Here is a 13015-nt window from a genome sequence, read left to right on the forward strand (position 1 = left end):
CAGGGTGTCAATAATTGCTACCATCTACCGACTAAAAACTTCAGGTAGATAGCATGAAAACTGTGACAGACAAGGCTGCCAGGGATAAACGCGGCAAAAGTAAAAACGCCCGAAGCCGGAGTGATGAAGAAAAAGACCTGCGCCAGCAGCAGATTCTCGAAGCGGCCATTATCGAATTCGACAGTAATGGCTATGAGAAAACCTCAATGGGCGCTATCGCCAAGCGCGCAGGCCTGAGCCGAACATTGGTTAACTTCTATTTTGGTGACAAGGAAGGCGTGCACGCTGAAATTGAACGAAAAGCCCTGGCGAGCATGACGGAAATGTGTGTAAGCGCGGCTAAGCGACAAAAGCTGGGCATTGATAAGTTGCTCGCCATCGGCAGAGCTTATGTGCGCTTTCAGAAAAAATACCCCGGATATTTCGAAGCATTGGCTCGAAAAGAAGATGGACAAATACAGAAGCAATTGGAATCACCAACCGTTGATTCAACCCAGGTGATCGCTGAAGCCATCAACACCGGAATCGCGGATGGAACGGTAAAACACAATTTTAACAATCTGACCCAGGCATCACTGGCGTTATGGGCAACTGCTCACGGATTTATCGTCATTGCCGAAAACAAGGGCACTGTTTTAAAGGCACATTGGGGTGTCAATGCATCAACATTGCTAAAAAGCCTGGATATTGCGATAACATCCATGTTTTCGAATAGCGACTGAACACCCCTCTTGAGAGATTTTTGTCTCACTCTCTTTGTCGAAAAATAGTGGCCGCCCGTGATCACTACAACGACAAAGAGAGGAGATTATGATCGCCACAACGCACTCCGTAGCAAAACAAGAACAAACAAACCACCTGCCCAAGCTCGCACGACCATCGCGAAAAACACTTTATCTGGCCGTGTTCACGACCCTACTCACCAATACGCTGGAAGCCAGCAATGCCCTGCCCGCATCGTCAAACAATATCGAACTGGAAGAAGTAGTCGTTCTGGCCCGAAAAATCGAAGAAAACTCACAACGTGTCCCCATTTCGATTACAGCCCTATCCGCAGACTTTATTAAGCAAGCCGGGATCAAGAATGTTACCGACACTCTATCGTTCACACCCGGCGCGACGTTTTTCAGTTCCAGCCCACTGGAACAGCAATACAGCATTCGCGGTGTGAGTTCGGGCAGTGAAGGCGCCGCCAGCGAATCCTCGGTGTTGGTGATGCAGGATGGTGAAGTGTTGGCCCGTGATTTTATGCGTTCAGCGGCTTACTTTGATGTTGCCCAAATTGAAGTGCTGCGAGGCCCCCAAGGCATCAGCTATGGCAAAAACGCCACCGGGGGCCTGGTTCATATTTTGTCCAAGCGACCGCACGATGAACTTGAGGCCGAACTCACACTGGGATTGGGCAATTACAACAACCGAACATTTGAAGGCTTTATTAACAGCCCTTTAGCAGGCAATCTCTCTGGCCGCTTCAGCCTCAGTCACAGTGAACGTGATGGCTATAGCACGGACATTGTCACCAACAAAGACCTCGATCACTGGCAAAGTACTGGCATGCGCGCCCAACTACTCTATCAATCCGACGAGGATCTTGAAGTACATTTGCGCGCGCACTGGATGGATGAGGAAGGCGGCCAAACGCCTCGCAAAAACTTTGATGTCAACAGCCCATACAGCAGCCCGTTAGGAACCAGCTATACCGAAGTCAGTCCTGACCCCTGGACCGTCAGCAACTCACAAAATCTGGATTTCGGCACGACAAGAACCATTCAAGGTTTCAATATTCAGTTCAGCAAACAATTTGAGGCATTGAGCCTGACCAGCATCAGTACCTATCGTGACGCTGAGGCCAAAATGATTCGCGACGGTTTTGGCACACCCGACGACTTGTTTTTCTCGACCAGCCTGGACGACGCGGAAACCTTTTCACAGGAGGTCAGGCTCGATAATTCTCTGTCGGATAACGCTGTTCACTGGCTCACCGGTTTGTATTTTTCGAAAGACAAGCATCATCGCATCGAGGACCGAACTCTGGCAGCAGCACCGATTGCCGGAGGCACGCTGGAAACTCAGGATTACATCGACCAATCTTCCGATAATTCAGGATTCGGCTTATTCGCCGAATTCAAAATTGATCTTAGTGAGCGAACCACACTGTCACTCGGTGCCCGTTACTCGATCGACGAAAAGGAATTTTCACTGAACCACCGCTCTAACGGAGCGCTGTCCTTTGCTTTTCTGGATGAGCCCAGCCCCATCACGGTAAACGCCAAGGAACGGTGGAACGCAACGACTGCATCGGCCTCTTTATCCTATGAGTTAAGTTCTAACGCCATGATTTACAGCAAAGTATCCACCGGTTACAAAGGCGGCGGCTTTAATGGAGAAGCAACAACCGCCAGCAGTGCCATGACCCCATTTGATGAGGAAAACGTGCTGAATATGGAGTTCGGAATCAAAAGCGAACTCTGGGACAATCGCCTTCGCCTGAATGTGGCGGCCTTCAATTTGGATTACACCGACATTCAGGTTGAAGCATTTCCCGACGGCGCCGCTGCCCCTATCATCGATAACGCCGGCGAGGCTAACATCAAAGGCGTCGAACTCGATACACAAATAGCGCTCACAGAAAATATCAGCCTAGTCTCAGGCCTCGCCTGGTACGACCATGAATATAAAGAGTACGTCAAAGATGATGTCGACCTCCGAGGCAACAAAATCGCCAACGTACCCGACTGGACCTTCAACCTGAGTGCACTCTATGAATACGAACTGAGCTCAGGCGACACCCTTCTAGCCCGAGTGGACTACAACACCCGCAGTGATATTTTTGATGACCCGGAAAATTGGGATAGAGGCGATGGCGGCCGCAATGGATTGCGTGAGCGTGTTGATCTTCTCAATGCACGCCTCGCCTGGATCTCATCGAGTGATCGTTGGGAAATCGATATCTGGGTGAAAAACCTGCTGGACGAAGCAGAAGTCGTCAATGTCGGGCCACAGTTTTTCTTAAGCCAGCGGCCAGTGGTGTACGGGGCACCCAGAACCGCAGGCATGTCATTCAGTTTCAGGATTTAAAATTGCTTGATTTTTGCGGGCCCCCTCGATAGTTCACAGCCTGCAGCTTTACCTTAGGGAAGTTTACTTTTTGATACAGGGACGTTTTTTTAATGCTCCGGTCTGGAACAACGAACTCCAACAACCATCAATTTAAGAAAGAGAATTCATTCTTAGATGCGAGAGTTTATTTAGGCCAACTTCAATTTTGACAGAGGCCTTACATTTCACAGGGAGTAACGCGCACAGTGAAAAAGCCCCGCCAGCCAAAGAAGATACAACATCTACCGCAATATTTTTAACAACCTGAGAAATTGGGATAAAACTGACGGTGGTCAAAATGGACTACGTAAACGTATTAGTCAACTCAATGCGAGCCTAATCTGGATTCCCTCAAGTGATCGTTGGAAATGGAATGCCTCTTCGATTTAGCTTGTAGATTCTAAGGATCTATATCGTGCCTTTGCACCGCCAAGGCACGATTCTCCGCTCTAAACAGTATCCTTTGCGCAATTATTCCTTTAGGTACGCAAAGTTTCTGACAGCTAATGGAATCAATCCCATTATTCCAGTTAAAATACCCACCGAAGTCTCTACAGTATCTGTTGCTGAATACGCTAAGATTGCTAACAACGCAATTAGCAGTGCAAAAAAAGGAATTCGAAAATAACGCCATATGTTGTCGCTAGCCTCATCAATCCACTCCGCCATGACCTTATCAGGCTCCGCAGATAAAATGAACCTACGGAAGCTTTCATTTATCAAATGCCACCCTCTATCTTGGTATATGTATCCTCTCCTAGCAAGATGCTCTATTGGAGCTCTATTTAAAGGATTAGGCTCACAATTATGGGCCATCTGATATAAAAGCAAACGTTCAGACTTTGTACACAGACTCCATTTGTGACGGTAAAGTGCGCCAACGCTTGAAGAAAAAAACTCAATTATTTGATCAAAAGACCAATGTCGAGAAAGCGACTTTTCTAATTCAAACAAAAAACACGAAAATTTCACTTTCTCTCCTGTAGACTTCTGATTTCTTATTTCTCTACTTATGGCTTGAATCAACTTAGCATCTCGGCTATCAGTGCTTTTTACTCTGCCGTGATAATTCAGGAATCTCTCACAGGTTTCTAAAAGTTCAGGCCAACCAAGTGCTTCATGCATTAATACATCTCCCGCTTTTGAGGGTCGGTCATGCATAAGCTTACTACTCATATTCCAATCATATATTTTGTTGAACTTACGAAATATATTTGACCACCGAATAACTTCAATAGGTTGCGCCTCTACTTTTTCAATATCAGACTGCGGGTATTCTCTTTGATTTGTAAGCATGTAAAGCGGGGCTACCTCACAAAATACCAGCACACTTAATTTAGGCATACAAATCAAGCGTTCCAGCACATCAAGAACAAAAGTCCTACAATCTGGCAAACCGCTTATCGCCTCAAAACCTTCTAGGTATAGTATTCTTGGCACACACAGAGGCAGACTTACATCGGCATCTGAAAACAACTTATTAACCACTATATCAGCCTGAAAACTATCTTTATCTCCATCAAACCATGTAGCCACGTCTATAATTTCCCTACGAACCGGGTGCAATGACGAAAACTCACTATTGGCACAGGGGTGACAAATCTCTCGCCTAAGACAAAGCGTTGGCCGAATAACTTGTGCAAGGCCTTTCTCTTTAAAATACCCGCTCTTAACATAGTCGATGATCTCACTACTCCTTTGCCCCAAACGAAAGTCTTCCGACAAGCTAAAACCTAAGAATCTTTTAAAAACCCACCCATATACAACAACAAAAACAACAACTAAAAATGCTCCCCCCCCGATCAAGGATAAAAAAATCGATAAAGTACTAGTTCCCGATACCTGCTTATATTTCACTTCAATTTTTTTGTTTTCATCAAAAGCATGCAAGTTTAAACTACCATCAACTTTTTCATCATCGTCCCTATCTTTACCTCCTTGGACACTATCCAGTTTTGCTGTAACTATTAAAGCCTCATCGATGTCATGATCCAAATAGATAAATTTCAAAAAAAATTCTACAATTGAACTCTCATAGTCAACAACCCCATTTGCTTCCCTATCCAGATAAAGTCGACCTTGTTCATCATTAAGCGAACAAGTCTGAACTTTAAACTTGTTTTCCGGCGGGTTCTTTGTGCCCAAGTAACAGGGAATAGTGTCGCCCAAATTAAAGCTAAACGGCCCTTCACCTCCAACATTATCTATAACTAAACTTCTGTATTTCTCACGCCTCATTTTGGCATTATAAATTGAGTTTGAAAGTTCAGAATTTAACACTTGCCCATAACGATTTTCAAAGTAATCAAAAACCTTATAGGATATTAAAATGGAAACAAAAACGACAAATAAAATCCCAAAAAGTGACCATAGTACAGCCCCAAAAATCACTGAAAGCCTTCCTCTCTTTAAGTAATTTCTTAATAATCCGGGAAAAAATATTACACTTCCCATCCTGCGTCCTATTTCATCATAAAGCGGGCTAGAATTTCGCATTGAGCAGGGCGGCCAAAATGGACTTCGCCTTAAAGACTTAGGAACTAGGACACTGCTTATTAAGTATACCGTCAACATTAGCATTAAAGACAAAAAAAGTGCCACAAGGACGGACATAAGATTTACCGTCCTAAGCTCATCCTTGCTATAGAATATCGCTAGAGTCCACGGAATATCAGGATGAACAGCCCCCAAACTAAAGTGGTGCATTTTCCCGCTATATATAGCATCAAATGTAATTGGTTGATTGTGAAAGTAGCTGCTATTTTTTACAGCCTTGATTAGAGGATGGTTATCAGTTTCCACATAAACATTCTCTAGTAAACTTCGGTTTTTATCGTCGATATGATATAAAACCATCCCAGTTTCGTTTTCAAAAACCACAAACCCAAAGTTCACAGGAAGAACCGCATTGAAAAATGTCTGGAGCTTTGTCCCATACGACAAAACATCATTGTACTGGGAATGCTTAACTTTACTAATATTATCACGATATTTTTTATTACATGATCTGGAAAACTGAGTTGACAGCCTTCCATCGCCCAAATTAAAAAGCCGCTGAATATATAAACCAGGGTGACATTTACTATCTTTAGATGGAAATTTTACAGGCCAAAGGTTCCCCAAAAGCGCTCGTCTAGCATATTCCCTGGAACTAAGATCAATACTTTTCGGCTTTTTATTTTCAATACTTTTTTCTCTATTCAGCTTTTTTGTTGACCAGTATACGACACCTTTAATCCTACTACTATCCTCCAATGAGGAACCTCCGCAAAGATAAAATAGGTTCTCTAAAAAGTATCCGTTTCCTTTCAAATAGGAATTACCTTTATCTAAAAAACTCCTATCAAAGTTTGATATACTTTCTAAATTACTACAATTTCCATCGCTATAATCATGATCAAAGTGCATTTGGGCGTATTCATCCAGTAATCGAATCTCATCATTAAACCGATTCCTCATCTGAAAGAAGATGCTTCTACTCCTTTTATCCACTACCTCCTTAAGCCGGCTATATTCGAAATAGTCAAACCCACTAACACTCAATACTACTACCCCAGAGATGGCACCGACCGACACCATATTTCTATCAAAGCTTGAAAATGCCTGCCCAGCAGAAACCAACCTAATCTTCAATATCGGTACAAATGCCAGTAGGAGCACAAAAAATAGTACTGCCGCTGCAACAAGACTTTTTGATACATTAAGCTTTGCAGAGGTCAACTCTGATTTCGCTCTAAACCCAATCAAATAAAGCTGCTCAACCTTCTCGACATCTCCAACTTGTTTGCGCTCGTGAAGACTTACCCCCCGACTATTAATATAAGGGGATACATAGACCCGATAATCAATGCCAGAAATTTCCACATCGACATATTCTGAATAACCTGGTGTAGCCAATTTACTTATTTTTTCTTTTGAATTTATAGCGCCAGTAGGGTTTTCGCCTTTAGGAATAGAAGCCCTACCATTGTTTTGAAGTTTAACTATCTTTCCAAGTATCTGGTCAAGTTTTTGAAAATTATTCCCAACCAATGAAGAATCAAGCTTCCTATTCTCTTTGGAAATAAACCGCAACCCACTTTCGTTGACTAGCAACACCAAGGGAAACTTTTTGCTCTCGTCCCCGGTAAAATCAGAAAATGGAACGGCCAATAATGCACCATTCATTTCCATTTCTAAATTTCCAGATGCATGATCAAATATAAATTTTTTCTGCCTAAAACCAATCGATTTCACAATTTTCAACCTTTTTAGAGCAGTTCCCTCAGCTCTAAGGCCTTTTCGACGCTCCAACTCTTCCTTCACATGCTTCCTCACAGCTAAGTTATTAAGCTGCCCAAGCCCGTTATCTATGGCCGTATTGATATCCCTTAATTCACGAAAGTGAAGCTGATTTTGATAATTTTCGTTTTGCCGAATCTTAAAATAATAAAATATTGCGCATATAGAGATGGCCATAAAACAACTGGCAAAGATAACCACAAACCCTTTTAACCGACTGGATCGATGAGGCATATCCCACTCCTTTGGCTATGCGCCACAAAGAATCATCTCCTAAGGAGATAAAAATAAGGAAATAGGTGCCGGAATAATTGGAAAAGGATAGGAATAAATGGAAGTCCGTTACTGCTATAGACCACTGCTTTTACAGGTCTTACAGACAACCAACTCTGTTTCGAGTTTTCGGCTGCTACTTCCTTGTTCAATCCGAAAACGCTACCACAAGATCAATAATTGTCCAGTTATCTAGGTAAAAATTTCGCATAGCTTGATCTAAAAATTTGACCCGGATCACAACCTTGTCGCAAAGGTTCGCTTTGATTTTGATTCTTGTAAGTAAAAACCTGATATAAAAAAGACTTTGATACCACTTTGATAGATGCTTGCAGTATAGAAGGGCGAAATTTTGAACAGTGAATTTGAATTGTTGAATAGGACACCTGCACAGCCAGCAAGATTCGAGCACCTCGAAACAACTGGCTAAACCACGAGGATCTCACCTATTAATAAACAAACCACGCAACGAAAAAGCCCCCGCAAGCTAAGCTTACGGGGGCTTTTTGAATATGGCGCACTCGGAAGGATTCGAACCTTCGACCGCTCGGTTCGTAGCCGAGTACTCTATCCAGCTGAGCTACGAGTGCGTTGAGGCGCGTATAATAGGGATGCGGCCTTGCCTAGTCAAGCCGTTTTTTAAAAATTTGTCATATTTTAAGGGGGTCTTTTCGGCAGCTGATTCCAGAACCCCGCTTCTGAACCTCAATTCACTAATTTCCTTATAAAACAATCACTTCCAAGGGCCTTGCTCTACTGCTCCTACAAGGGATTTAAAACGGTTGACAGTCTTAAATCCTCGCCATACACTAATGATAATGATTATCATTTAATGAGTGTTAGCGATTGATGAATGCCCTATGTCCTCAGCACCAACAGGCCCTGCTGTCGAACCCGAAACAAGCATTACACACCTGCCGTAAACTGATTGAAGAAGGCACCCAATGCCACCACGCCGCAGAGTATCAGGAATCCTGCCAGCGCTTTCAGGCTGGCATTGAAATCAGCCAGATGTTACTCGCCCAATGCCCATGCCCGGCGATGATCACTATGCGAGTCATTGCGGGTCACAACCTGTCGGCATCCTATGTTGCCCAAGGCCGCAATCAATACGCTGAAACTACTCTCTATGCGACCCATGAAGAAATTTGTGCGCTCTGTCAGGATTGCCGCTTGCGGCGCTGCGTGAGACTGGAAGCCCTCAGCCAGCTGAAGACCACTCTCTTTTCGCTGACCTCTCAGCTGGGCTATATGGGTAAAAGTGAACACCTGCACGAAGCCATTACTGAAGCCGAAGCGATTGCTGAGTGCACCGCCCAGCAATTGTTTCATTGATAATGAGTTGATGATGAGCTGCTGAATCACGATGCGTGTTTTTGTTCCATCATCTCATCAATACGTCGCAGGATTTCATCACTTTGGGTTTCCGCTGTGCGCATATGATCGACAATCTGCTGTCGAATTTCCGGAACAAACCGCCAGTTAGCATCCCGCAACCCCACTGCCTCGCGCACCGCTTTGTGAACTGTGGTATGAGGCGCTTCCAATTTTCGGTAAGCTGCGAGATGGCTAAAGCTATTGGCACCGTCACCTTTGTAGTACCACTGCCCCATTCTGCAATTCGTATGATCAACCAGCACCGCAGCAATTTCTTCTTTGCGTTCACAGGAATCGTCCAAGGCCAAGTAGCCATTTTGTTTAAAAATAATATGGTCCAGTTTTGCCAGCGTTCCGAAAGTTCGATCTTTGGCGTTGCTTAAATAGCGGCAAGTTGTCTCGGCAGATTCTGAGAACTCACTGAAACGCTGTTTAAAGGATTCGACTTGTTCACTGATTACGCTTGCAGAACCGCTGGAACTTTCGGCTTTGTTCACCATTTCCTGCACACGGGAACTGAACGTGCTCATCGTCGAAGACACTTCTATCGCCGCTTCTTTGGTCCGGTTTGACAGCGCTTTTACTTCCTCTGCGACGACCGCGAAACCACGGCCTTGCTCGCCCGCCCGGGCCGCCTCAATAGCGGCGTTTAATGCCAACAGACTGGTTTGATCGGCAATTTCCGTAATAATCGACAAGGATGCAGAAACTCGTTCACTGTCTGCACCCAACGCTTTCACCACCTGGGCCACTTCCTGAATGCTGCTGTTTATTTCACTGAGCTGCGTCGCCATATTATCGACTTCATGCTGGCTGTCCCTGGCTGCTTCGCCACTGCCATTTGCGATGGATGCCACTTCGTGAACCTGGCGGGAGATACGATCCAGATCGGCCTGGTTGGCTTTTAAATTCTGAATTAAATTTATGGTATTTAAACTGTGTAATTCTGAATGCAGTTCATTCGCGGCCAATAAATTCATACCTTCGCGCATACGATCAATTGACGTATTGATGGAGCAAAGTGAATTCCGCAGCTGGCCAGGCAAACCTTTATAGAGCGCTTTGCGATCATAGGAGCCTCGGGCGACATAACTGAAACAACTGTTTACTTCCTTAAAATACGATTCCACCCGATCCAGCAAATCGTTCAGCTCCCAGGCAACCTTACCCAACTCACCCATACCGACCGTAGTCACGATACGTTTATGGAAAGCACCTTTATTGGCGGATTCCATTGTGGCCTGTACGGTTTCAATCAAATTGAACATTTGCTTAGTAAAGCGATATATCCAAAAGCCGACAAACAAACTTAGTACGGGCGCACTGAACAACCACCAATTGGGTTCGATAAATACAAAGGCTAAACCATTGCTCAACCACACCAGCGCAAGCAGGATGCACATCGCCAGTTTGACTCGTGTTCGCAGAAAGGGGATTCGGTCGCTGATTCGATTGGTAAACTCAGGAGCCGATCGCGTTGTGGCATTGTGATTCATAATGTGCTCCTTCAAGCGGCATCGAGTTGCTGCATGAATTGAATGTAACTTTGATTCTGTTCTGCCAGATACGCTTGCAAAATTTTGACAGAACGGGTCGGTGCCGTTTTGCGGTCTCCACGACTTTCTTCATCCAGCATTCTGGCGTAGATCGGCTCAATGGCGTTTATCGCACCGGGTGCAGGCTTACGTCGCACCGAATAATAGCCTCGAAGATTACCCTGCTCATCGACATCCGGAGTGACATTGGCAAACACCCAATAGTAAGCGCCGTCACGGCACAGGTTTTTGACATAACCAAAGAATTCCCGGTCGGCTTTTAATTCCTGCCACAACAATTGGAAAACACCTCTTGGCATTTCCGGGTGGCGAATCACATTGTGCTGATGGCCCAGCAATTCAGATTCAACAAAGCCGGACACCTCCATAAAAGTGCGATTGATGTAGCTTATGCGCCCGGTCGCATCGGTTTTGCTGACGATAAAGCCGTCTTCGGCAACCAGAACTTCCCGGTTAATGGCTTCGATAGTTTGTCGTTTCGATGAACGTTTTTTCATGGTGTAACACCCTGCAAATCATTGGCTTGATTAGCTCCCTGGCTTGTTCATTGTCCCTGGCGTTACCAGTCCATCACTCAATAAACCGCACTCAGTCGCGATATAACCCTTTATCGACCAGGGTTAATTACCCTTGAGTTTTGAGAAACAGGTATTAGGAAAATTTTGTCAGGTAAATCCTTATTGGACAAAGTTATTGATCCAGATCAGTTGATATGCGCGACTTTGACCTACTTTGCTATGGTTTCTTGGGCTGCTATTGCACTGAACAGCTACTGCTCAGACGGCAATCCCCTGCAAATTGTGATGAAGTAAACAGATAAGCAGCAGGGTTTAATATCGATAAAATATTAAGCATTCTCAATTAGCCAAGGTAAGCTAATCGTTCGTCGATATATGAGCTGTCCACATTTGATCCTCAGGCAAGCTTTTCCACGCCTAACCATGACGGGAGAAGAACTATGCTGCTTCGCAAGCAACTTGAATCCATTAGCCAGGCCTACCCCAGGCACCAACAATGGGCCTACCTTGAGCGTCTGGCACAATATAATGAACACAATATTCGTCCTGTGGCCGATCCTTGGCCCGAGCACAATTACACCTGCCTGGTGTTCGCCCTGGGCCTGACCAACTCCCGGGTTTACCAACAAATTGTTACCCGTAATGAAGATGTTTTTGCCGGCCCCGAGTTTGCTTTATTCCTGATTAGCCAAGGTGCGCTAAAAAGCGTGAATAAACCGCAATGCGGTGATCTGGTGCTCTACAGCACTTCCCACGAACGACACTATGAAATTTGCCATGCAGGCTTGGTTGAAGAAGATGGAAAGATTATTTCCAAATGGGGGCTCGGCGGATTGTGGCAACATGAAACTTTTGAACTGCCCGCCAACTACGGAAAGCACACCAGTTATTATGCCGCTACCGATCCTGAAAGAATTTTAAATTGGTTTTTAAAATTTGCCCGCAGTCGAGGCGCCGACAACGCCCGACCACGTTTTAAAATCGAAGATATCCGAGAAGCTTAAGGCGCCAGAGCCATGTGGAAATCACGTGTGCTCTGCTCACTTCCAGTTGGGGTCATATCGAAGCGCCCGATATAGTACCCCTCGTTTGCATTCACAAACACTTCCGCACTGTAGGTTCCACTGCTGCCACTGCAACTGAATGTGCCCTGGGAAGTCACCTTATTGAAGAAAAACGTAATGTCACCATTGTAATCGCAGTCGCCCAGAATTGTACCAACGCGACTCATGGCGAAAGCCGTCTCACTGATGTTTAATTTAAATTCGGTCACATCCAACTCACCAAATTGACGATCGGGCCGCGAAGGGTCATAGCCTCGGGCGTGGCCAAAGAAAGTACGATTAAATGTTGCAACCATTTTTCCAGGGTTAATCAGATCTCTAAACGCTCTGCTTACCGTAAAAGACTGTTTGGAGCTTTGCCATTTCAATTCCAACGCATCGCCGGGTTTTGGGAAATCGATGGCGTACTCGGTGTGATCAGAATCCGGAACAAAGTCCGTATCACTCCCGGGACGAATCGTACTAAACGTTCGCTCCATCCAGATTTCGCCATCCACCTTAGCGACCAGCGTATGCTCACCATCTGGCAAGGCACCATAGTTAAACAGGAGAGAAAAACCACTATTGGTATGGCCGCAACGACTTTCGGTGTCGGTTCGAATGGTCCCCATGCCCGCCTTGCCATAGGATTTTCCGTCAACTTCTATTTCGATCTCTGACGCGGTACAGTGCCACCCGCTGATCGCACTGATGCCTGACTCGATGGCATCTTTTGCCGGATTTTCTAAATTGCCTTCGGCAAGGCTGATACCGGAAAGCAGCATTGAAGCGCCGCACAGCATCAGCTTTTTAATGGTACTTATTTCGATGAATTTCATATCGCTATCCCTAAATCAATTACGCGATC

8 protein-coding genes and 1 tRNA gene are annotated in these 13015 nt (G+C 45.0%); 4 read left to right on the forward strand and 5 right to left on the reverse strand.

The genetic code is table 11. The annotated features are described in order from the left end of the window. Window positions 1–53 precede the first annotated feature (53 nt). Window positions 54–722 carry a TetR/AcrR family transcriptional regulator gene (locus G8768_RS17550; RefSeq protein WP_166843647.1) on the forward strand — a complete coding sequence of 223 codons (669 nt, stop codon included), beginning with the start codon at window positions 54–56 and terminating at the stop codon, window positions 720–722. Between the two features lie 88 nt (window positions 723–810). Continuing rightward, window positions 811–3078 carry a TonB-dependent receptor gene (locus G8768_RS17555; RefSeq protein WP_166843646.1) on the forward strand — a complete coding sequence of 756 codons (2268 nt, stop codon included), beginning with the start codon at window positions 811–813 and terminating at the stop codon, window positions 3076–3078. Between the two features lie 492 nt (window positions 3079–3570). Here G8768_RS17555 and G8768_RS17560 read toward each other — a convergent pair whose 3' ends face one another. Both G8768_RS17560 and G8768_RS17565 read right to left on the reverse strand, forming a co-directional pair. Continuing rightward, on the reverse strand, window positions 3571–7614 hold the full coding sequence (locus G8768_RS17560) for a hypothetical protein (protein WP_166843645.1): 4044 nt from the start codon (window positions 7612–7614) through the stop codon (window positions 3571–3573). A 552-nt stretch (window positions 7615–8166) separates the two neighbouring features. Next, a tRNA-Arg gene (locus G8768_RS17565) sits at window positions 8167–8243 on the reverse strand. Between the two features lie 256 nt (window positions 8244–8499). Between G8768_RS17565 and G8768_RS17570 the strand changes: the two genes are divergently transcribed. Next, entirely contained in the window at window positions 8500–8988 is a 489-nt protein-coding gene (locus G8768_RS17570; RefSeq protein WP_166843644.1) for a hypothetical protein, read from the forward strand. Window positions 8989–9014: 26 nt separating this feature from the next. On the opposite strand, the gene G8768_RS17575 is transcribed toward G8768_RS17570, so the two are convergent. Both G8768_RS17575 and G8768_RS17580 read right to left on the reverse strand, forming a co-directional pair. Next, a complete protein-coding gene (locus G8768_RS17575; protein WP_166843643.1) occupies window positions 9015–10526 on the reverse strand; it encodes a methyl-accepting chemotaxis protein in 1512 nt (503 codons plus the stop codon). Window positions 10527–10537: 11 nt separating this feature from the next. Beyond that, window positions 10538–11083 (reverse strand): PAS domain-containing protein, encoded by a 546-nt coding sequence (locus G8768_RS17580; protein WP_166843642.1) that lies wholly within the window; start codon window positions 11081–11083, stop codon window positions 10538–10540. Between the two features lie 461 nt (window positions 11084–11544). Here G8768_RS17580 and G8768_RS17585 point away from each other — a divergent pair, with 461 nt between their 5' ends. Further along, entirely contained in the window at window positions 11545–12108 is a 564-nt protein-coding gene (locus G8768_RS17585) for a hypothetical protein (protein WP_166843641.1), read from the forward strand. Here the strand turns inward: G8768_RS17585 and G8768_RS17590 are convergent. Next, entirely contained in the window at window positions 12105–12986 is an 882-nt protein-coding gene (locus G8768_RS17590; protein WP_166843640.1) for a hypothetical protein, read from the reverse strand. The two genes, G8768_RS17585 and G8768_RS17590, sit on opposite strands and share 4 nt — an antisense overlap. Window positions 12987–13015 lie beyond the last annotated feature (29 nt).

It is taken from the genome of Pseudoteredinibacter isoporae (assembly GCF_011602085.1).
GTDB classification, from domain to species: domain Bacteria; phylum Pseudomonadota; class Gammaproteobacteria; order Pseudomonadales; family Cellvibrionaceae; genus Pseudoteredinibacter; species Pseudoteredinibacter isoporae.

Excerpts from the sequence above, each read along its gene's own strand:
- G8768_RS17580 (WP_166843642.1), bottom strand. The coding sequence starts at position 11,083 with ATGAAAAAACGTTCATCGAAACGACAAACTATCGAAGCCATTAACCGG.
- G8768_RS17560 (WP_166843645.1), bottom strand. The coding sequence starts at position 7,614 with ATGCCTCATCGATCCAGTCGGTTAAAAGGGTTTGTGGTTATCTTTGCC.
- G8768_RS17550 (WP_166843647.1), top strand. The coding sequence starts at position 54 with ATGAAAACTGTGACAGACAAGGCTGCCAGGGATAAACGCGGCAAAAGT.
- G8768_RS17575 (WP_166843643.1), bottom strand. The coding sequence starts at position 10,526 with ATGAATCACAATGCCACAACGCGATCGGCTCCTGAGTTTACCAATCGA.
- G8768_RS17585 (WP_166843641.1), top strand. The coding sequence starts at position 11,545 with ATGCTGCTTCGCAAGCAACTTGAATCCATTAGCCAGGCCTACCCCAGG.
- G8768_RS17555 (WP_166843646.1), top strand. The coding sequence starts at position 811 with ATGATCGCCACAACGCACTCCGTAGCAAAACAAGAACAAACAAACCAC.
- G8768_RS17590 (WP_166843640.1), bottom strand. The coding sequence starts at position 12,986 with ATGAAATTCATCGAAATAAGTACCATTAAAAAGCTGATGCTGTGCGGC.